Below are 19,047 nucleotides of genomic sequence, written 5' to 3'. Positions count from 1 at the left end.
CGGGAACGAAAGCGGCGGTGCGGCAACCGGATACCGGTCACCGAAACCGCCTCTACCCCAAGCGAACCCAATCGAGGCAGCGAGTCACATCGTTGCAACTCCATGGAGATCGACGTAGCGTGGCAGGTGATTGTTCAGGAGTTGAGCAATCACATTCAGGTTCAAGGGGAGTGAATCATGAAGGCAACCCGCATTTTGGCTGCGTCATTGGCCGGTTGTGCGTTGATGCTAGGTGCAGCATCGACAGCAAGCGCGGATCCGCGAATCGTCAACTGGAAGATCGTCGGCGAGTACCCGACAAAGCAGGACTGCTACTTCGCCGCCGCCGACTACATCGGACAGCACCCCGACCAGCGCGATTACCAATGCGAACTGCTGCCCACCACTCGGTGGAGGCTCTGGGTCCCCAAGGGCTGAGCCACCCTGCGCCAATCCGGCCCTGCGTGCTTACCGCTAGGCAAGCACGCAGGGCCGGAGTCAGGGCGATGTGACGCGAGACTCAGTTCACCACGCCATGGTCGCGTAGCTGACCAGGGTGCTCTCCGACTCCTGCGACAGCTTCCAGGTGCCGCCGATGTTCTTCCAGGTCACCGGGATCGGGTAGGCGTAGTCGCCGAGGCGGCTGTTCAGGGTCGCCGAGAGGGTGTCACCGTCGACGGTGACCGGGCCCGAGACGTCCCAGCTGTAGCCCGGGATCCGGTTGACGGTGTCGCGAACGACGATGAGGCTACCGGCGTTGCCCGACTCGAGCTCGGCGGCGGAGCCGTTCATGGCCGCCTGGAGCTTGCCCTGGAGCTCACCGGCCGACGGGGTCGCCGGGGCGGCGATCGCGGCGGGGGCGTTGGCGACGACAGCCGCGGTGACCGGCGCGAAGATGGTGGCAACCGCCATCGACGCGGCAACGAGCGAGCGCTTCATAGGTAACTCTCCTTCAAGCTTGGCTAGGCTAGCCTAAGTATAGGCACACCTATGGTGAGTTCACCTACTCGACGAGGAAGAAGAAGTACCCCAGGAACAACACCATCAAAACCCACATGGCCGGATGAACTTCCTTGACCCGGCCCCGGGCGACCATCACCACCGGGTAGAAGATCATGCCCATCGCCAGTCCGTTGGCGATCGAATAGGTCAGCGGCATCATGATCACGGTCAGGAACGCGGGCACGGAGTATTCGAGGTGCTGCCAGTCGATCTCGCCCAGCGAGCGCGCCATCAAGACGCCGACCACGATCAACGCGGGCGCGGTCACCTCGGCCGACCCGGCGATCACCGAGAAGATCGGGTAGCAGAACATCGCGATCACGAACCAGCCCGCCGTGGTGATCGCGGTGACACCGGTCCGGCCGCCCGCCGACACACCGGCGGTCGATTCCACATAGGCGGTGGTGGTGGAGGTACCGATGATCGCGCCCGCCGTCGTGCCGACCGAGTCGGCGGCCATCGCGCTGCGCGCCCGTGCCAGCGTGCCGTCCTTGTTGAGCAGGCCCGCCTGGTTGGCGACACCGATCAGGGTGCCCGAGGCGTCGAAGAAGTCGACGAACAGCATGGTGAGCACCACCACGATCATCTGCCCGGTGAACGCGTCGGGCAGATGGATGATCGCCTGGCCGAAGGTCTGATCCAGGCCCTTGGGCAGCTCGGCGATCCCGTCCGGGATGCCGACCAGGCCGGTGACCATACCCAGGACCGTGGTCGCGACGATGCCGTAGAGCACCGCGCCGTGCCAGCCGATCACCAGGAAGACCACCGTCACGACCAGACCGAACAGGGCGAGCAACGTGGTGCCCTTGGTGAAGTCGCCGAGCGTGACCAAGGTCGCGTCGCTGTTGACCACGATGCCCGCGTTCTTCAGCCCGAGGAACGCGACGAACAGACCGATGCCGGCGCCCACCGCGAACTTCATCTGCAGCGGAATGGCATTGAGGATTCGTTCCCGGATCTTGGTGATCGCCAGGATGAAGAAGATGATGCCCGACAGCAGGGTGCCCGACAGGGCGACCTGCCACGGAATGCCCATGCTCAGCACGACCGTGTACGCGAAGAACGCGTTGAGGCCCATGCCGGGCGCGAGCGCGATCGGGTACCGCGCCCAGATGCCCATGACCAGGGTGCCGAAGATCGCGGCCACCGCCGTCGCGGTGAACACGGCCTGCATCGGAATGCCCTTGTCGCCCAGGGCGCCCTCGTCACCGAGGATCGACGGATTCACCGCCAGCACATAGGACATCGCCAGGAACGTGATCGTGCCCGCCATCGCCTCGCGCCGGAAGGTGGACCCGCTCGACGTGACACCGAAGTATCCGTCGATGCGCCCTCGGGCGCGGGTAACGACATCGCTGGCCATGACACTCCAGTCCGAATTTCAAAGAAGAAGGATGCCCAGGAACGGTAGCGGAAAGTTCACTGAATCGAAGAACCCGGCATCCGTGTCACGACGCAGGTCACGCCCCCGCGACGGCCACCAGCCCCAGTTCGGCATCCGACGCGAGCAGCGCGTTGTGGGGCAGCACACGCACGGTGTAGCCGACGGCGCCCGACAGCGGCACCGGCGACTGCACGGCATACAGCTCCACACCCTCGTCGGTCCCGGTGTGCGTCATCTCGATGGTGGTGGTGTCGGACAGGTCGTCAGCCGGCGAGACCCGGCCGAGCACCGCCTGCACCACGACATCCGACGGCGCCAGCCCGCCGAGTTCGACGCGCGCCTCCAGCGACAGCTTCGCCCCGATCACCGGGGTGTCGGGCAGTCCGGAGCTGTCGACCTGCGCCACCCGCACCGACGACCAGGCCGCGTCGACCCGCTTGCGGTACTCGGCGACCCGCGCCGCGCCGGCGAATCCGTCGGCGGCGGCCCGGCCGAACGCCGCGGCCGCCGGGCCGTAGTACTGCTCGGCGTAGTCGCGAACCATCCGCGAGGCCAGCACCTTCGGACTGGTGGTCTGCAGGGTGTGGCGCACCATCTCGGTCCAGCGCACCGGCACGCCCGCCGCGTCGCGGTCGTAGAAGCGCGGGGCGACCGTGCGCTCGACGAGCTCGTAGAGCGCGGCGGCCTCGAGATCGTCGCGGCGGTGCTCGTCGCGCACGCCGTCGGCGGTGGGAATCGCCCAGCCGTTCTCGCCGTCGAACATCTCGTCCCACCAGCCGTCCCGGATGGACAGGTTGAGGCCGCCGTTGAGCGCGGACTTCATGCCGGAGGTGCCGCACGCCTCGAGCGGGCGCAGCGGATTGTTCAGCCACACATCGCAACCCCAGTAGAGGTAGCGGGCCATCGACATGTCGTAGTCGGGCAGGAAGACGATGCGGTGCCGCACCGCCGGATCGTCGGCGAAGCGCACGACCTGCTGGATCAGCGCCTTGCCGCCGTCGTCGGCGGGATGACTCTTGCCCGCGACCACCAGCTGCACCGGCCGCTCGGGATCGAGCAGCAGCGCGCGCAGCCGCTCGGGGTCGCGCAGCATGAGGGTCAGCCGCTTGTAGGTGGGCACGCGCCGGGCGAACCCGACGGTGAGCACCGAGGGGTCGAAGACCTCGTCGATCCAGCCCAGTTCCGCGTCGGCCGCGCCGCGCTGATGCCACGAGTCGCGCAGCCTGCGGCGCACCTCGGCGATCAGGACGCCGCGCAGGGTGTTGCGCGTCGACCACAGCTGTCCGAGATCGACATCGCTGAGCTTCTCCCAGCCGCGCGCCTCCTCGACCAGCTCCGGACCGACCAGCTCGCGCGCCTTGTCGATCCACTCCCTGGCCGCCCAGGTCGGCGCGTGCACGCCGTTGGTGACCGAACCGATCGGCACCTCGGCCGCGTCGAAGCCCGGCCACAGCCCGGCGAACATGTCCCGGCTGACCTCGCCGTGCAGCTTCGAGACACCGTTGGCGCGCTGGGCCATGCGCAGACCCATGTGCGCCATGTTGAACACGGAGGGATCGGATTCCCGGCCGAACGCCAGGATCCGGTCGACGGACAGTCCCGGCAGCAGCGCGGACTCGGACTCACCGTGCGCGCCACCGAAATAGCGGCGCACCAACGGCATCGGGAACCGGTCGATGCCCGCGGGCACCGGGGTGTGCGTGGTGAACACGGTGCCTGCCCGGACCGCGGCCAGCGCGGTGTCGAAATCCAGTCCGCCCGCGATGAATTCCCGGATCCGCTCCACCCCGAGGAAGCCGGCGTGGCCCTCGTTCATATGGAACACATCGGGATCGGGCAGCCCGTTGGCGCGGGTGTAGGCCCGCACCGCGCGGACCCCACCGATCCCGGCCAGGATCTCCTGCTTGATCCGGTGATCCTGATCGCCGCCGTAGAGCCGGTCGGTGACCGCGCGCAGCTCCGGATCGTTCTCGGCGATATCGGAATCGAGCAGCAGCAGCGGGATCCGGCCCACCTGGGCGATCCACACCCGCGCCCGCAGCACCCGGCCCTCCGGCATGCCGACATGGATCAGCACCGGCGAGCCGTCGCTGGTGAGCAGCCGCAACGGCAGACCCTGCGGGTCCAGCGCCGGGTAGTGCTCCATCTGCCAGCCGTCGGCCGACAGCGACTGCCGGAAATACCCGGAGCGGTACAGCAGCCCGACGCCGATCAGCGGCAGACCGAGGTCCGAGGCAGCCTTGAGATGGTCACCGGCCAGGATGCCCAGCCCACCCGAGTAGTTCGGCAGCACCTCGGTGACACCGAACTCCATCGAGAAGTACGCGATCCCGGCGACGTTCGTCCCGGTCTGCTGCTGAAACCAGCGCGGCCGCGCCAGATAGTCGCGCAGCCCCTCGGCGGCCGCGTCCACCCGGGCGACATACGCGGTATCGGCGGCGAGCGCGTCGAGCCGCTCGGCGGGCACCTCGCCCAGCATCCGGACCGGGTCCTGGCCGACCGCGCGCCACAGCTCCGGGTCGAGGTCGGCGAACAGATCCTGCGTCGGGCCGTGCCACGACCACCGCAGATTCGTCGACAACTCGCCCAGCGCGGTGAGCCGCTCCGGCAGATGGGCACGGACAGTGAACCGACGAAGTGCCTTCACCCGCCAAAGAGTACCGAGTGTCGCGCCCGGATGCTGTTCGGGAGCCCGAGCGTCGGCGATCCAGCCGGTTCTACCCGGTGAACTGGGCGGCGAACTCCGGGGTTGGCGGTACCTCGGTGATGACGTCGACGAGGACGCCCGCGGGGTCGCTGACGATGAAGTGGCGCTGGCCGAAGTCCTCGGTGCGGAGGGCGAGTTCGGGGTGCAGGCCACCGGTTTCGACCAGGCGTTGCCATTCGGCGTCGACGTCGTCGACCTCGAAGTTCAGGACCAGGCCCTGGACCGGCTTGCCGTAGCCCTCGGGGATGGTGGGGTGGGTGGGATCGAGCAGGGCCAGTTCGTAGGCGGGCTCGGCGTCGCGGGCGGGGCGGCGGAGGCTGACGTACCAGTCGGCCTCGAAGGTGACCTCGAAGCCGAACCAGCGCGTGTAGAAGTCGCGGGACTCCGCGATCCGGGAGGTGGCCAGAACCGGGTAGAAGCTGCTCAGTGCCATGACTTTTCCCTTTCACATACCGATGGTATGTGTCGTAGGCTAGTTCACATACCACCGGTAGGTCAATGGGAGGACGGCGGATGACAGCCACGGCGCGGGCACGACAGCGCGAGGAGACGCGGCGGGTGCTGGTAGCACAGAGCAGGCGACTGTTCGCCGCGAAAGGCTATGCAGCCGTTGGTCTGTCGGAGATCGTGTCGGCGTCGGGGGTCACCAAGGGCGCGCTCTACCACCACTTCGACAGCAAGGCCGAGCTGTTCCGCGCTGTGCTTACCGAGGTGCAGCAGGAGGTCGGCGAGCAGGTCGCCGCGGCCGCCGACGCCGAGCCCGATCCGTGGGCCCAGCTGACCACCGGATGCGCCGCGTTCCTCCGGGCCAGCGCCGATCCCCTGGTCCAGCGGATCATGCTGATCGACGGCCCCGCCGTGCTCGGCTGGCACGAATGGCGCGCCCTGGACGAGGCCAACTCGGCCCGGCACCTGCACGAGGCCCTGGCCGCCCTGGTCGACGCCGGCATCCTGGCGCCCCAGCCGATCGCTCCCCTCACCCAGCTGCTCTCCGGCGCGATGAACGAGGCCGCCCTCTGGCTCGCCACCACCGCCGAGCCCGGCGCACTCCCCGACACCATCACCGCCCTGGACAAACTCCTCGCGGGCCTTCGCACCACCTGAACCCCACCGCTGAACAGCACTTTCACCATCCCCGCCACCGCCGAGAACACCCGCGATGATTCGGCGACGACCTCCGTAGCGCGGCGTAGCACACCGCGCTACACTTCGGAGCATGAGGCAGATCAGCCAGCGTGAATTGCGAAACAACTCCGCGGCGATCATGGATGCGGTGGAGGCCGGCGAGACCATCCGGGTCACGCGGAACGGCGTCGAGATCGCGGAGGTTCGACCGGTGAACCGTCGGCGGCAACGCACTGCCGCCGAGCTGGTCGCGCGCCACCGAGCGCTGCCGCGAGTGGATTACGCGGCGATGCGTCGGGAAGCGGACGAGTTCTTCGGTTCGGAGGACCGGATCGGTGACGATGACCCGTGGGGTGGGCGGTGAGTTACCGGCATGCTGTCGGCGTACTCGACACCTGCACCTATCTCGACCTGGGCGAGCTCGATCCCCAGCGGTTGCCGGAGACGCCGGAGATCACCGCGATCACGTTGGCCGAGCTGAATCAAGGCGTCGCGATGGCGAAGAATCCGGTCACGCGCGCGGAACGCTCGGAACAACTCGGCGCCGCGATCGTGGAATTCGACCCACTGCCGTTCGACGAGGCTGCCGCGACGCGGTACGGAACTCTCGTCGCGCTGACGATCGCGGCCAACCGTGACCCGCGTCCGCGACGGATGGATCTGCTCATCGCCGCGATCGCATCGGCCAATGACCTGCCGCTGTACACACGCAACTCGGCCGACTTCAAGGTCCTGGAATCAATGCTCGAGATCGTCGCGGTCTGAGCGGACGGAGCAGCGCAAAACCGCTGGCCACCACCGCCGAACCCATGTCACCATGCAGCGATGCCGCACTGGGTCGATGTCCTGCCCGAATTCCTGCTCGCCTCGCTGATCCTGGCCGCCCTGCCGGGCCCGGCGACCGCGCTGTTCCTGCAGCGCTCGGTGCGCGACGGCCGACGCGCGGGGCTGGCCGCGGTCGCGGGCAACGAGATCGGCGTGCTGGGCTGGACGCTCGCCGGCGGCACGGGGCTGTCGATCCTGCTGGCCGCGAACCGGTGGCTGAACACGGCGATGCACGTCGTCGGCGCGGCGGTGCTGATCTGGCTCGGCGTCCAGGCGTGGCGCCACGCCCGCGGCGCCGACAACGATTTCGGCGCCGCCCTGACGGCGAAACTCCCCGGCGGCAACACCCCCGCCGCCGCCTTCCGCGCGTCCCTGCTCTCGATCGCCGCCAACCCCAAGGCAGCGGTCTTCGGCATCACGATCCTGCCGCAGTTCCTGCCGACCGAAGGACCGGTGCTGCCCACCCTGCTGATCCTGGCCACCATCCAGGTGATCCTGGACGGCGCCTGGTGCGTCGCGGTCGTCCTGGCCGCCGATCGGGCGGGGGCCTGGCTGCGCCGCGCCGCCATCCGCCAACGGGTGGAACGGACCCTGGCCGCGATCTTGGTCGCCCTCGGCCTAGGCCTGGCCGCGGACGCTCGCTGAGCGGAGGCGGCCCGCGTTCTCGGCTGGTCCGCGGGTTGCGGCGCTCAGCGCCCGGTCGGCGGAAATGCAGTAGGTTTGTGCGGTGACCGGCCGGATTGCCATAGATGACATCGCCCCGTCCATCCCCGGCGGCCGCCCGGCCAAGGCCGCCGTCGGCGAGGTGTTTCCCGTCCGCGCCGTGGTGTGGCGCGAGGGGCACGACGCCGTGGCGGCGACGCTGGCGGTGCGCGCGCCCGGCTCGTCGCGGATCACCCGCCTGCGGATGACCCCCGATTACGAGCCCGACGTGTTCAACGGCCTGTTCACCCCGCACACCCCCGGCGTGTGGACCTTCCGGGTCGAGGGCTGGAGCGATCCGATCGCGACCTGGCGCTCGGCCGTGGAGGCCAAACTCGCGGTCGGCCAGACCGCCCTCGACCTGGCCAACGATCTCGAGATCGGCGCCACCCTGTTCGAGCGGGCCGCCCAGGCGGTGCCCAAGAAGCAGTTCGAGCGGTTGCGCGCCGCCGCCACCGCCCTGCGCGGCGACGAGCAACTGCCGGCCAGGGTCGCCCCGGCGTTCAGCGAGGAGGTCGCCGAGATCCTGCGCGCGACCCCGCTGCGCGAGATGGTCACCCGCGGCGCCCAGCATTCGGTGCTGGTCGAACGCAGGCGCGCGCTGGTCGGGTCCTGGTACGAGTTCTTCCCGCGCTCGACCGGTGGCCGCGACGCCGACGGCCATCCGGTGCACGGCACCTTCGCGACCGCAGCGCGCGAACTCCCCCGCATCGCGGGCATGGGCTTCGACGTCGTCTACCTGCCGCCGATCCACCCGGTCGGCGAGATCAACCGCAAGGGCCGCAACAACGCGCTCACCACCGAGCCGGGTGACGTCGGCTCACCGTGGGCGATCGGCTCGGCCGACGGCGGCCACGACGCCACCAACCCGCTGCTGGGCACCGAGGCCGATTTCGTCGACTTCGTCGCCACCGCAACAGATCTCGGCCTCGAGGTCGCGATCGACCTGGCCCTGCAATGCGCCCCCGACCACCCATGGGTCCAGGCGCATCCGGAGTGGTTCACCACCCTGCCCGACGGCACCATCGCCTTCGCGGAGAACCCGCCGAAGAAGTACCAGGACATCTATCCGGTCAACTTCGACAACGACCCCGACGGCCTCTACGCCGAGGTGCTGCGGGTGGTCCGGCACTGGATCGCCCTCGGCGTCACCATCTTCCGCGTGGACAACCCGCACACCAAACCCGCCGACTTCTGGGAGTGGCTGATCGCGCAGGTGCGCCGCACCGACCCCGACGTGATCTTCCTGTCCGAGGCGTTCACCCGCCCGGCCCGGCTCTACGGTCTGGCGCGACGCGGATTCAGCCAGTCCTACACCTACTTCACCTGGCGCGTCTTCAAGTGGGAGCTGGCCGAATTCGGCACCGAGCTCGCGGCCAAGGCCGACGAGGCCAGGCCGAACCTGTTCGTGAACACCCCCGACATCCTGCACGAGAGCCTGCAGCACGGCGGTCCCGGCATGTTCGCCCTGCGCGCGGTCCTCGCCGCGACCCTCGCCCCCACCTGGGGTGTGTACTCCGGCTACGAGCTGTTCGAGCACGAGGCCGTGCGCGCGGGCAGCGAGGAATACCTGGACTCGGAGAAGTACGAGCTGCGCCCGCGCGACTTCACCGGCGCGCTGGCCCGCGGCGAGTCCCTGGAACCGTGGCTGACCAGGCTGAACGAGATCCGCCGCGCCCACCCCGCGTTGCAGCAGTTGCGCTGCATCCACTTCCACGAGATCGACAACGACGCGCTGCTGGCCTACTCCAAGATCGATCCGGCCTCCGGCGACGCGGTGCTGGTGATCGTCAACCTCAACCCCTACGGCGCCGAGCAGGGCCACATCTCGCTGGACCTGCCCGCGATCGGCCGCGAATGGCACGACCATCCGGTGGTGTTCGACGAGGTCACCGGCGAGGAATACCACTGGGGTCAGCACAACTTCGTGCGGTTGGACCCGGCGCGGGCCCCCGCCCACATCCTCGCGCTGCCCGCCGTGCCCGCCGCCGCGCGCGCCCCCCTGGCCTACCGCCGGACGTTCTGATGAAACGCCGCGACCTGATGCTGCTGGCGGCGGGCACCCACCCCGACCCGCACACCGTCCTCGGCGCGCACCCGCAACCGGACGGCACCGCGGTCCGGGTGCTGCGCCCGCACGCCGAGTCGGTGACCGTCCTGGTCGGCGCCACCGAACATCCACTGAAGTCGCTGGGGCACGGCGTGTTCGCCGCCGTCCTGCCGTATCCGCAGGTCGACGACTACCGCGTGCGCACCGCCTACCCCGGCGGCCAGACGGTGATCACCGCCGACGGCTACCGCTTCCTGCCCACCGTCGGCGAGTTCGACCTGCACCTCATCGGCGAGGGCCGCCACACCCGGCTGTGGGAGGTGCTCGGCGCGCACCCGCGGCACTACACCACCCTCGACGGCGATGTCGACGGCACCTCGTTCGCGGTGTGGGCGCCGAATGCGCGCGGCGTCACCGTCTTCGGCGATTTCGATCACTGGAGCGGTAACTCCGCGCCGATGCGCGCGCTCGGGTCGTCCGGGGTGTGGGAGGTGTTCGTGCCCGGTGTCGGGCCGGGCACGCGCTACAAGTACCGGGTGCACGGCGCCGACGGCCGCGTCGTCGACCACGCCGACCCGCTGGCCTTCGCGACCGAGGTCCCGCCCGCGACCGCCTCGGTCGTCAGCCGCGCCGACCACGTGTGGACCGACAGCGCGTGGCTGGACCGCCGGGCCGCCGCCGACGCCGTCCGCTCCCCCATGAGCGTCTACGAGGTGCACCTCGGCTCGTGGCGGCCCGGCCTCGGCTATCGCGCCCTGGCCGAACAGCTGGCCGAGTACGTGCGCGCGACCGGGTTCACCCACATCGAACTGCTGCCGGTCGCCGAGCACCCGTTCGGCGGGTCCTGGGGCTACCAGGTCACCTCCTACTACGCCCCCACCTCCCGCTTCGGCAGCCCCGACGACTTCCGCTACTTCGTCGACCACCTGCACAACGCGGGCATCGGCGTGCTGCTCGACTGGGTGCCCGCGCACTTCCCGCGCGACGAATGGGCGCTGGCCCGCTTCGACGGCACCCCGCTCTACGAGCACCCCGACCCACGCCGGGGCGAGCAACTCGACTGGGGCACCTACGTTTTCGACTTCGGCCGCAACGAGGTGCGCAACTTCCTGGTCGCCAACGCCGCGTTCTGGATCGAGGAGTTCCACATCGACGGCCTGCGCGTGGACGCGGTGGCCTCCATGCTCTACCTGGACTACTCGCGGCCCGACGGCGGCTGGGAGCCGAATGTCTACGGCGGCAGGGAGAACCTGGAAGCCGTCGACTTCCTCCAGGAGCTCAACGACACCGTGCATCGCGCGTATCCCGGCGTCGTCACCGTCGCCGAGGAGTCGACCACCTGGCCCGGCGTCACCCGCGGCACCGATGTCGGCGGCCTCGGTTTCACCATGAAGTGGAACATGGGCTGGATGCACGACACCCTCGGCTACCTGGGCCGCGACCCGATCCACCGGTCCTGGCACCACAACGAGATGACGTTCTCCCTGGTCTACGCGTGGAGCGAGAACTACGTGCTGCCGATCAGCCACGACGAGGTCGTGCACGGCAAGGGCACCCTGTGGACCAGGATGCCCGGCGACGACTTCGCCAAGGCGAGCGGCGTGCGCGCCCTGCTGGCCTACATGTGGGCACACCCCGGCAAACAACTGCTGTTCATGGGCCAGGAGTTCGGCCAGTTCCGCGAGTGGGACAACGATCGCGGCCTGGACTGGCAGGAACTGGACAACCCACTGCACCAGGGCATCTCGACGATGGTCGGCGATCTCAACCGCACCTACACCGCGCACCCGGCGCTGTGGAGCCAGGACACCACACCCGGCGGGCACTCCTGGATCGAGGCCGACGACAGCGCCGCCAACGTCTTCGCGTTCCTGCGCTGGGGCGCCGACGGCAGCGCCGTCGCCTGCGTCTTCAACTTCTCCGGGTCGACCAGGGAGAACTACCGGATCGGCCTGCCGCACACCGGGATCTGGCGCGAAGTCCTCAACACCGACGCCCAGGAGTACGGCGGGTCCGGCATCGGCAACCTCGGCGGGGTCGACGCCGAGGACACCCCCTGGCACGGCCGGCCCGCCTCGGCCACCGTCACCATGGCGGCCAACAGCGCGGTCTGGCTGGCCGCCGAACGCTAGTCGGTCAGCTCGATCCGGATCGTGAGCAGGTCGGTCCCGACCGTGCGGACGGCGGCGCTGTTGTAGCGCGGCAGCTCGCGCAGCCGGGCGCGCGGGTCGTCGTCGGGCACCAGGTGGGCGAGGCCGTTGTGCCAGTGCCCACGCAGCCGCACCCGGACCCGGTTGTCGGCCAGGATGTTGCGGACATACTGCGAGCGCTCGCCGAATTCGGAGACCAGCCAGAACTGGTCACCCACCCGGCGCCCGCCGATCGGGGTGGTCCGTGGCTGCCCGCTCACCCGGCCGGTGGTCTCGAGCAGCTGCTGGCCGGGCAGCCGCCGCGCGACCACATTGAGCGGCCGCTGGAACGTGGTCACGATCCGGTGCTGAATGTCGTTCTTGGAGCCCATGTTCCGACCGTAGCAGCGGCGGCGGCTCAGCCCTTGCTCGCGAGGTAGTAGGTATTGAGCGGATCACCGTCGACGTGGCTGGTGCTGACCTCGGTGAAACCGGCGTCGGCGAGCATCGCCAGCGCGCGCTGTTCGCCCCACACCGTGCCGAGCCCGTCGCCGCCCTGCCCCAGCGATACCGACATGCAGTGCATCGTCGACACCGCGTAGAGGAACGGACCCAGCGGCAGGTCCAGGTTCTCCTCGAGCACGCTCGACGCGTGCACGTCGACCATCAGGAACACCCCGTCGGCGCGCAACGCCGTCGCGATGTTGGCCAGCACCCGCGCCGGGTGCGCCTGATCGTGGATCGCGTCGAAGACGGTGATCAGATCGCAGGACCCGGGCGCGTGCAGCGCCGCCACGTCCTGCTCGACGAACTCGACATTGGTCAGGCCCATCGCCGCCGCCTCGGCCCGCCCCGCCGCGATCGCGTCGGCGGAGAAGTCGTAGCCGCGGAACCGGCTGGCCGGGAAGGCCCGCGCCATCAGGTTCACCGCGTGCCCGCTGCCGCAGGCGATGTCGGCGACGTCGATCCCCATCAGCAGCCGATCGGTCAGCCCGGGCGCCATCGGCAGGATGACGTCGAGCAGCGCGGCGTCGAACACCTCGGCGCTCTCCTCGGCCATCAACGCGTGGAACCGGGCGTAGTCGTCGTAGGACAGACCGCCACCGATCCGGAACCGCTCGACGATCTTGGGTTCCACCTCACCGAGCTGCCCGATGAACTGCATGACCCTGGCGAGATTGTCCGGTCCCGCTGCCCTGGTCAGGCTGGCCGCGTGCGCGGGCGGGAGCGTGTAGGTGGCCGTCGGCGGGTCGTAGCGCACGATGCCCGCGGTGGTGACCGCGCCGAGCCATTCGCGCACGTAGCGCTCGTCCAGCCCCGCGGCCGCGGCGAGTTCCGGGCTGGTGGCGGCCGGGTTGGCGGCCATCGTGTCGAACAGGCCGACCTGGTGGCCCATGCTGATCATCAGCGCGGTGCTCGCGTGATCGAGCACCGCGACCATCTTCCCCGCGAAGGCTTCCACCTCGGCCTGATCTACCGCGCCCGAGTGGTCGAGTGAGGTCATGGCGTATCTCCTCGAGTCAGCTCGCGGCCCGGTGCCGCGGGTCTACCAGGAGATACGACGGGGCCGCCCCGGCAGTTCAGCCGGGACGGCCCCGCGGACGAAGGTCAGTACAGCGCGGTCGCGAGCTTGCGGCGGGCCGCGACGACGAAGGGCTCGGCCGGGTCGAACAGCTCGAACAGCTCGAGCAGCCGGGTGCGCGCCTTGGTGCGGTCGTCGCCCGCGGTGCGCTTGATGGCCGCGATGATGCGGTCGAAGGCGGCCTCGGGGCGCTGCTCGAGCAGTTCCACGTCGGCGGCGTCGAGGGCGGCGTCGAGGTTCGCCGGATCGGCGTCGGCGGTGGCGACCACGGCCGGGTCGAGCTGCTGGGCCCTGGTCAGGAAGCGCAGCTGACGCAGCGCGGCCTTGGCCTCCTCGTTGCCGGGCTCCTCGACCAGGATCGCCTCGTAGGCCGCCTCGGCGCCGGCGATGTCGCCCTCGGCGAGCGCGTCCTCGGCGGCGGTGAAGCGCGGGTCCTCGACCTCGGGCGTCGCGCCCGCGGCGTTCGGGTCGCCCTCGAGCTTGCCCGCGGTCGCGTCCATCACCGCGTCGAGCCACTGGCGCACCTGCGCCTCGGGCTGGGCGCCCTCGAAATCGGCCAGCGGCTGCCCGCCCGCGACCGCGATCACCGTGGGGATGCCCTGCACCCGCAGCGCCTGCACGATGTTCATGTTCGCTTCGGCCTCGATCGCGGCCAGGTCCCAGCCGCCGCGATCGTCGGCGTTGAGCCGCTCCAGCGTGCGGACCAGCTCGACGCTGCCCGGGCTGCGCTGCGAGTACAGCGCGACCACGACGGGCACCTGCATCGAGCGGCGGATGACCTTGGCTTCGAAATCCGCCTCGGTGACCGTATGGTTCCCCGGGGCCGCAGGCGCGCCGCCGGGAGCGGCGGGCGGCTGCTTCAGCGCGGACAGATCCACCGCGCCGGACATGGCGGCGGCGACGGCGGGCGAAGGACGACGGGCAGCGGGTCGAGTCACGCTTTCCAGTTTGTCACGAAGCCGTCGGCGCGGCTGCCGGGGAGCCCTTGGTCGCGCCCGCGCTCAGTTCGCCCAGCTGACCGGTGCGCACGGCCCAGATCTCGAAGGCCACGGTGAACAGCGGCGGAATGCTCGACGCCAGCGCCAGCACGGTGGTCTTCCAGCCCCAGTTCAGTTCGCGCGCGGCCAGCAGCGCGGTGATCACGAACAGGACGAAGATCGCGCCGTGCACCGGCCCGAAGATCTTCACGCCGATCTCGTTGCCCTCCGCGGGCAGGTACTTGAACGCCATGCCGGTCAGCAGACCGATCCACGACAGCGCCTCGAGCACCGCGAAGAACCGGAAACGACTGGCGGTGGACCGCAGATCGAAGAAACCCATACCAGCCATTGTGCAGCATGATCTACGACACCACGTAGTTGGACCGCTCACACAAACGGGCCCCCGCGCTCGGTAGCGCGAGGGCCCATCGTGTCGGAACGAATCAGGCGGGGACGCGGATGATGAGCGCGTCGCCCTGACCGCCGCCACCGCACAGCGCGGCCGCGCCGACGCCGCCACCGCGACGCTTCAGCTCCAGCGCCAGGTGCAGCAGGATGCGCGCACCCGACATGCCCAGCGGGTGGCCGATGGAGATGGCGCCGCCGTTGACGTTGACCTTCTCCGGATCGAAGCCCAGCTTCTTGGTCGAGGACACGCCGACGGCCGCGAACGCCTCGTTGATCTCGATCAGATCCAGCTCGGCCGGAGTGATGCCCTCCTTCGCGCACGCGGCGAGGATGGCGTTGGCCGGCTGGTCCTGCAGGGTCGAGTCCGGACCGGCGACCTGACCGGCGGCGCCGATCTCGGCGATCCACTCCAGCCCCAGCTCCTGCGCCTTGGCCTTGCTCATCACGATCACCGCGGCCGCGCCGTCGGAGATCTGCGAGGCGGTGCCCGCGGTCACGGTGCCGTCCTTGCGGAAGGCCGGACGCAGCTTGCCCAGCGACTCGACGGTGGTGTCGGCGCGGATGCCCTCGTCCTCGCTGACGTAGATCGGGTCGCCCTTGCGCTGCGGCACGGCGACCGGCACGACCTCATCGGTGAACAGGCCGTTCTTCCACGCGGCGGCGGCGCGCTGGTGCGAGGCCGCGGCCACCGCGTCCTGCTCCTCGCGGCTGACCTTGTCCAGGTCGTTGCGCTCCTCGGTCAGCAGACCCATCGCCTGATCGGTGATCACGTCGTGCAGGCCGTCGTAGGCCATGTGGTCGACCAGGGTGGTGTCGCCGTACTTGTGGCCCTCGCGGCTCTTGGGCAGCAGGTGCGGGGTCTGGCTCATCGACTCCATGCCACCGGCCACGACGATCTCGTGCTCCCCGGCGCGGATCAGCTGATCGGCCAGCGCGATCGCGTTGATGCCCGACAGGCACACCTTGTTGATCAGCAGCGACGGCACATCCATCGGGATGCCCGCGGCGATCGCCGCCTGGCGGGCGGGCAGCTGCCCGGCACCGGCCTGCAGCACCTGACCGAGGATGACGTAGTCGACCTGCTCGGGCGCCACACCACCCTTCTCCAGCGCCGCCTTGATCGCCACACCGGCCAGATCCGAGGCCTTGAAGTCCTTCAGACCGCCCAGGAGCCTGCCGACCGGGGTACGCGCACCGGACACGATGACAGAAGTCGTCACGAAAGCCTCGCATTCATTGAGTCGAACCTCGCCGCGACGCACACGGCGGTCAGCCGCGCACGTCAAGGGTTGCACTCAACGGTAACCGGTATCGGAGCACACCCGGCACCCAGGTACACGCTAGCTTCGAGGGGTGAGCAACGAGAACATCATCCCCGCCGACTACGTCATCGCCGTCGACCACGTGGGCATCGCCGTGCCCGACCTCGACGCGGCCGTCGCCTGGTACACCGACAATCTCGGCATGGTCGAGACCCACCGCGAGGTCAACGAGGCCCAGGGCGTCGTCGAGGCGATGCTGTCGTGCCCCGCCGCGGCCGACCGGGCGACCGCCCTGCAGTTGCTGGCCCCGCTGACCCCGGAGTCCACGATCGCCAAGTTCATCGACCGCAGCGGGCCGGGCCTGCAGCAGCTGGCCTACCGGGTCACCGACATCGAGGCGGTTTCGGCCTTCCTGCGCGACCGTGGACTGCGTTTGCTGTACGAAGCACCTCGTCACGGCACCGCCGATTCCCGCATCAATTTCATCCATCCGAAGGATGCTGGCGGTGTGCTGGTGGAGCTCGTCGAGCCGAACCCGAATGTTACGCACTAGTAGGCGGATACGGTCGGTAAATCTCGGCGAGATCACAATCACGGTCGAGTCTCCATAGGCTCGCTCGAGGCTGTATTTTGTGTGCCATGTCGTCACCTGAGTCCGATCGCAATCGCTTCGTTGCACTGCCCTTCACCGTTGTGCGCAAGGGTTATGCGCAAGACGAGGTGCGCAACTACTTCGACCGCTTCGACGCCGAGCTCCGCGTCACCGCCACCGACCGGGATGCTGCCGCCGCGCAGGCCCGGAATCTCGCCAGCCAGCTGGAAGACGCGCGGGACGAGATCGACGAGCTCCGCAAGGAGGTCGACCGGCTGTCCGTGCCGCCGACCACCGCCGAAGGTATGTCCGACCGTATCTCGCGCATGCTGCGCCTGGCCTCGGACGAAGCGTCCGAGGTCCGTGCGCTGGCGCAGGCCGAAGCCGCCGAGATGGTGTCGATCGCCGAGCAGCAGGCCACCGAGATGCGTGGCAAGTACGAGTCGCTGCTCGCGGAGACCAAGGAGAAGCGCGAGGCGCTCGAGATCGAGTTCGAGCAGACCCTCGCGAACGCGCGCACCGAGTCCGCCAAGATCATCGAGGCCGCGCAGGCCGATGTGGAACGTCTCGGCAAGGAGGCCGAGGCCAAGCGCAAGGCCACCCAGCAGGACTTCGAGGCCACCATGAACGATCGGCGCACCAAGCTGACTCGTGCCATGGAGGAGCTCGAGGCCACCAGCCGCGCCGAGGCCGCCCAGCGGATCAAGGACGCGACCGACGAGTCGAACCGTCTCATCAGCTCGGCCACCCAGACCTCCGAGCGCAAGATCGCGCACGCGAAGGAACTGGCCGAGGAGATGCGCGTGCTGCGCGGCCGGGTCTTGGCCCAGCTGCTCGGCATCCGTGGTCAGCTCGACTCGGTGCCCGCCATGCTCGCCGCGGTCAACCGCGAGAGCGAGCTGCTCGACGGCGCCCCCGAGCGCAAGTCGATCGGCAACAACGGCAACAACAAGTCCGTCTCGGGCTCCCGCCAGACCAAGGCCATCCCCGAGGTCGCCGACGCCGACGAGGACATCGTCGACGAGGACCGCGAGAGCGCCGACATCAGCAACTGACGTCGGACCAACGACGACATTGCTCCACCCTCATAACCGAAGAACCGAAGGCCGCCTCGAATGTTCGAGGCGGCCTTCGGTTTTCGTTGCTCTCGGGACTCAGGACCAGCGACGGGTGATGCCGCGGGTGCGCCTGCCGTTCCAGCAGCCCTGATGCCAGTGCCTGCGGTCGTCCTCGCCGCCGTCGGCGGCCCAGGCGACGATATGGGCGACCCCGGGCGCGATCTCGTGGTCGCAGCCGGGACACCGGTACGTCTTGACCGCCCTGGCACCGGGAACGGTGCGGACGATGTAGGTCTCCTCGCCCGGCCCGTCCTCGGTGCGCCCGTAGACGTCACCGATCGGCGCCGGCTCGCTACGTCGTCCTGAGCGTGGTTTACGTCGCGGCATGGCTCCCAGCCTAGAAGAGGCGGAAAACGTTGCTCTCCGTGCCACGCAGCTCGTCGTAATCGAGCGTGAGGCAGCGGATTCCCCGGTCCTCGGCCAACGTCCGCGCTTGCGGCTTGATCTGCTGCGCCGCGAACACGCCGGCGACCGGCGCCAGCAGCGGATCGCGATTGAGCAGTTCCAGGTACCGGGTGAGCTGTTCGACGCCGTCGATCTCGCCGCGCCGCTTGATCTCCACGGCCACCGTCGCGCCGTCGGCGTCGCGGCACAGCAGATCCACCGGGCCGATGGCGGTCATGTACTCGCGCCGGATGAGGGTGTACCCCTCACCGAGCTTCGTCACGTGTTCCGCCAGCAGCTCCTGCAGATGCGCTTCCACGCCGTCCTTGACCAGACCGGGGTCGACGCCGAGTTCGTGCGAGGAATCGTGCTCGATGTCCTCGATGGAGATGCGCAGTTCCTCGCCGGCCTTGTTGGTCACCACCCACAGCGCCTTGATGTTGTCCGGCACCGCCGTCTTGCCCTCCCGCAGCGGCGTCACGCCGTCGGGCAGCTCCGCGGGGACCAGGGTCGCGATATCGCGTTCCTCCAGCCAGCACGGCGGGCTCATCCAGTTCAGCGGCTTGTACGAGCCACCATCGGAGTGCACGAGCACCGAGCCGTCGGCCTTGATCAGCAGCAACCGGCGAGCCATCGGAAGGTGGGCGGTCAGTCGGCCGACGTAGTCGACCTGGCAACGAGCAATGACAAGGCGCACCACAGCACTGTAGGTGACGGGTCCGGGAACGCAAAAAGGCCCTCCAGCAATGCTGGAGGGCCTTTCGCAATGATGTTCCGGCGGTGTCCTACTCTCCCACACCCTGTCGAGTGCAGTACCA

At 69.2% G+C, this 19,047-nt stretch carries 20 protein-coding genes; 9 read left to right on the top strand and 11 right to left on the bottom strand.

What is annotated here, in order from left to right; translation table 11 throughout:
- The first annotated feature begins 177 nt into the window (after positions 1-177).
- Positions 178-417 (top strand): hypothetical protein, encoded by a 240-nt coding sequence (locus tag AB0L91_RS34955; protein WP_365017185.1) that lies wholly within the window; start codon positions 178-180, stop codon positions 415-417.
- Between the two features lie 87 nt (positions 418-504).
- Here the strand turns inward: AB0L91_RS34955 and AB0L91_RS34950 are convergent, their stop codons facing one another.
- The 4 genes from AB0L91_RS34950 to AB0L91_RS34935 all read right to left on the bottom strand — a co-directional run bounded on the left by AB0L91_RS34950 (position 505) and on the right by AB0L91_RS34935 (position 5,505).
- On the bottom strand, positions 505-918 hold the full coding sequence (locus AB0L91_RS34950; RefSeq protein WP_365017184.1) for a hypothetical protein: 414 nt from the start codon (positions 916-918) through the stop codon (positions 505-507).
- Positions 919-982: 64 nt separating this feature from the next.
- The gene (locus AB0L91_RS34945) at positions 983-2,344 is read right to left on the bottom strand and encodes an NCS2 family permease (RefSeq protein ID WP_355284224.1); all 1,362 of its coding nucleotides are present in this window, start codon (positions 2,342-2,344) and stop codon (positions 983-985) included.
- Between the two features lie 97 nt (positions 2,345-2,441).
- A complete protein-coding gene (gene glgP / locus AB0L91_RS34940) occupies positions 2,442-5,012 on the bottom strand; it encodes an alpha-glucan family phosphorylase (RefSeq protein ID WP_365017182.1) in 2,571 nt (856 codons plus the stop codon).
- Between the two features lie 70 nt (positions 5,013-5,082).
- Entirely contained in the window at positions 5,083-5,505 is a 423-nt protein-coding gene (locus tag AB0L91_RS34935) for a VOC family protein (protein WP_365017181.1), read from the bottom strand.
- Positions 5,506-5,585: 80 nt separating this feature from the next.
- Here AB0L91_RS34935 and AB0L91_RS34930 point away from each other — a divergent pair, with 80 nt between their 5' ends.
- From AB0L91_RS34930 to glgB, 6 genes are all read left to right on the top strand, one after another.
- Positions 5,586-6,176 (top strand): TetR/AcrR family transcriptional regulator, encoded by a 591-nt coding sequence (locus AB0L91_RS34930; RefSeq protein WP_365017179.1) that lies wholly within the window; start codon positions 5,586-5,588, stop codon positions 6,174-6,176.
- 112 nt (positions 6,177-6,288) lie between these two features.
- A complete protein-coding gene (locus AB0L91_RS34925; protein WP_365017176.1) occupies positions 6,289-6,561 on the top strand; it encodes a type II toxin-antitoxin system prevent-host-death family antitoxin in 273 nt (90 codons plus the stop codon).
- Positions 6,558-6,962, top strand: a complete 405-nt coding sequence (locus AB0L91_RS34920) for a type II toxin-antitoxin system VapC family toxin (protein ID WP_365017175.1) — start codon at positions 6,558-6,560, stop codon at positions 6,960-6,962. Before AB0L91_RS34925 ends, AB0L91_RS34920 begins: the two co-directional genes overlap by 4 nt.
- 60 nt (positions 6,963-7,022) lie before the next feature.
- Positions 7,023-7,667, top strand: coding sequence for a LysE family translocator (locus AB0L91_RS34915; RefSeq protein ID WP_365017173.1), 645 nt, complete (start codon positions 7,023-7,025; stop codon positions 7,665-7,667).
- Between the two features lie 82 nt (positions 7,668-7,749).
- Positions 7,750-9,750, top strand: a complete 2,001-nt coding sequence (locus AB0L91_RS34910) for an alpha-1,4-glucan--maltose-1-phosphate maltosyltransferase (RefSeq protein ID WP_365017171.1) — start codon at positions 7,750-7,752, stop codon at positions 9,748-9,750.
- Positions 9,750-11,906: a 1,4-alpha-glucan branching protein GlgB gene (gene glgB / locus AB0L91_RS34905; RefSeq protein WP_365017170.1), complete on the top strand. Its 2,157-nt coding sequence runs from the start codon at positions 9,750-9,752 to the stop codon at positions 11,904-11,906. Before AB0L91_RS34910 ends, glgB begins: the two co-directional genes overlap by 1 nt.
- On the opposite strand, the gene AB0L91_RS34900 is transcribed toward glgB, so the two are convergent.
- The 5 genes from AB0L91_RS34900 to AB0L91_RS34880 form a co-directional block, all read right to left on the bottom strand.
- On the bottom strand, positions 11,903-12,295 hold the full coding sequence (locus AB0L91_RS34900; protein WP_365017168.1) for a nitroreductase/quinone reductase family protein: 393 nt from the start codon (positions 12,293-12,295) through the stop codon (positions 11,903-11,905). The two genes, glgB and AB0L91_RS34900, sit on opposite strands and share 4 nt — an antisense overlap.
- Before the next feature lie 26 nt (positions 12,296-12,321).
- Positions 12,322-13,407, bottom strand: a complete 1,086-nt coding sequence (locus AB0L91_RS34895) for a class I SAM-dependent methyltransferase (protein WP_365017165.1) — start codon at positions 13,405-13,407, stop codon at positions 12,322-12,324.
- A 104-nt stretch (positions 13,408-13,511) separates the two neighbouring features.
- On the bottom strand, positions 13,512-14,375 hold the full coding sequence (locus AB0L91_RS34890) for a tetratricopeptide repeat protein (RefSeq protein WP_365017245.1): 864 nt from the start codon (positions 14,373-14,375) through the stop codon (positions 13,512-13,514).
- A 61-nt stretch (positions 14,376-14,436) separates the two neighbouring features.
- Positions 14,437-14,814 carry a DUF3817 domain-containing protein gene (locus AB0L91_RS34885; RefSeq protein ID WP_357350916.1) on the bottom strand — a complete coding sequence of 126 codons (378 nt, stop codon included), beginning with the start codon at positions 14,812-14,814 and terminating at the stop codon, positions 14,437-14,439.
- Positions 14,815-14,908: 94 nt separating this feature from the next.
- Positions 14,909-16,093, bottom strand: coding sequence for an acetyl-CoA C-acetyltransferase (locus AB0L91_RS34880; protein ID WP_365017163.1), 1,185 nt, complete (start codon positions 16,091-16,093; stop codon positions 14,909-14,911).
- 133 nt (positions 16,094-16,226) lie between these two features.
- Here AB0L91_RS34880 and mce point away from each other — a divergent pair, with 133 nt between their 5' ends.
- Positions 16,227-16,688 carry a methylmalonyl-CoA epimerase gene (gene mce, locus AB0L91_RS34875; RefSeq protein WP_355284254.1) on the top strand — a complete coding sequence of 154 codons (462 nt, stop codon included), beginning with the start codon at positions 16,227-16,229 and terminating at the stop codon, positions 16,686-16,688.
- Between the two features lie 86 nt (positions 16,689-16,774).
- A complete protein-coding gene (locus AB0L91_RS34870; protein ID WP_355284256.1) occupies positions 16,775-17,782 on the top strand; it encodes a hypothetical protein in 1,008 nt (335 codons plus the stop codon).
- Positions 17,783-17,881: 99 nt separating this feature from the next.
- Here AB0L91_RS34870 and AB0L91_RS34865 read toward each other — a convergent pair whose 3' ends face one another.
- Positions 17,882-18,172: an ATP/GTP-binding protein gene (locus tag AB0L91_RS34865; RefSeq protein ID WP_355284258.1), complete on the bottom strand. Its 291-nt coding sequence runs from the start codon at positions 18,170-18,172 to the stop codon at positions 17,882-17,884.
- A 10-nt stretch (positions 18,173-18,182) separates the two neighbouring features.
- A complete protein-coding gene (gene nucS / locus AB0L91_RS34860) occupies positions 18,183-18,926 on the bottom strand; it encodes an endonuclease NucS (protein ID WP_357350909.1) in 744 nt (247 codons plus the stop codon).
- Positions 18,927-19,047 lie beyond the last annotated feature (121 nt).

The sequence above is a fragment of the Nocardia sp. NPDC051833 genome (assembly GCF_040681225.1).
In the GTDB taxonomy this organism is placed as follows: domain Bacteria; phylum Actinomycetota; class Actinomycetes; order Mycobacteriales; family Mycobacteriaceae; genus Nocardia.
Note: the sequence above shows the minus strand (reverse complement) of the source record. Positions and strands in the feature narration are given on the sequence as shown.